This window comes from Pseudoalteromonas sp. SR45-6 (genome assembly GCF_014163545.1).
GTDB lineage: Bacteria > Pseudomonadota > Gammaproteobacteria > Enterobacterales > Alteromonadaceae > Pseudoalteromonas > Pseudoalteromonas rhizosphaerae.
Map to the genome: position 1 here is coordinate 1 of NZ_JACJDM010000132.1, position 1,457 is coordinate 1,457.

General features: G+C 50.4%; 1 protein-coding gene. It reads left to right on the top strand.

Going from position 1 to position 1,457, the window contains the following annotated elements; translation table 11 throughout:
- On the top strand, nt 1–1,457 hold a 1,457-nt coding region (locus H5158_RS22465; protein WP_182740956.1), incomplete at both ends, for a tandem-95 repeat protein.

Sequence of the window (1,457 nt, forward strand, 5' to 3'; positions counted from 1 at the left end):
GGCAGCTACGCGGCTATTACTATCAGTGTTAACGATGGCACAGATAGCGCCAGTTTAACGCCATTTACATTAGAGGTAACCAACACCAATGATGCGCCGGTAGGGCAAAACTTCGCGTTTAACCTCGATGAAGCCGCGACTTTAACCGTGGCACTTGCAAACGGGTTATTAAGTAACGCCAGCGATGATGATGCAGGCGACACACTCAGCGCAGAGCTTGTCAGTCAACCACAATTTGGTAGTGTCAGCTTAAACAGCGATGGTAGCTTTAGTTATCAACATGACGGCAGTGAAAACCACGGCGACAGCTTCACCTTCCAAGTTCGTGATAGCGCAGGTGCGTTATCGGCGGTACAGACAGTAACACTTACGGTAACGCCGGTTGCTGATGCACCGGTTGCCATGGATGACAGTGCCACCACTGCAGAAGACACGCCAGTGAACTTTAGCTTGGTAGCGAATGACAGTGATGCAGAAAATGACCTAGTGGTCGCTTCAGCGGCCATCGTATTACCCGCGAGTAAAGGCACAGTAAGTATCACCAACGGCATTGCCACGTATACACCGAACAGCAATGTAACGGGGACAGATACCTTTACTTATACGGTAAAAGATGCGGCATTGAATACCTCAACAGCGGCGACAGTGACAGTCACCATTACCCCAGTGAACGACCTCCCTGAGGTACAAGCTATCAGCTTAAGTGTGGATGAAGACACCGCATCAGCAGTGACCAATGTGCGTTCACTGGCCAGTGATGTGGAAGACACCATCCCAACGGGCACGATTAACTTAGTCAGAGCGCCAAGCTCAGGGCAAGTGGTGTTTGACCAAGCCGCGGGCACCTTTGTGTATACCCCAGATGCGAACGTTACAGGGCAAGACAGTTTCACCTACACCATTACCGACAGCGAAGGCGGTGTGTCACTGCCAGGAACCGTTACGGTAAATATAGGTGCGGTGAATGACCGCCCCGTTGTTGCTAATGATGCAGTGACGACTGATGAAGATACCGCAACAACGTTAGCTATTTTAGCAAACGACTCAGACGTAGAAGACAGTGGCTTTAATGCTGCCAACGTAAGCCTTGAAAACCAAGGCACGGGGGCGGGCATGTACGACTTTGCGACAGTCAGCGTTAACCTAGATGGTAGTTTAGCTATCGTGCCAAGCCAAGATGTGAATGGGGTATTTAGTTTCACCTACACATTAACAGACAGCGAAGGCTTAAGCTCAACCCCAGCGACCGTCACACTGACCATTAATGCCGTGAACGACGCACCAGTGGCGCTAGATAACACCGCCCAACTGCAAGAAGAAGGTTCATTTGAAGTCAACGTATTGGGTAACGACAGTGATGTTGATATCGGCGACAGCTTAGATGTGAGCAGTGTGACGGTTGTCAGTGCACCAAGCAACGGGCAAACTCAAGTAACCGCAACGGGGGCAATCATTTA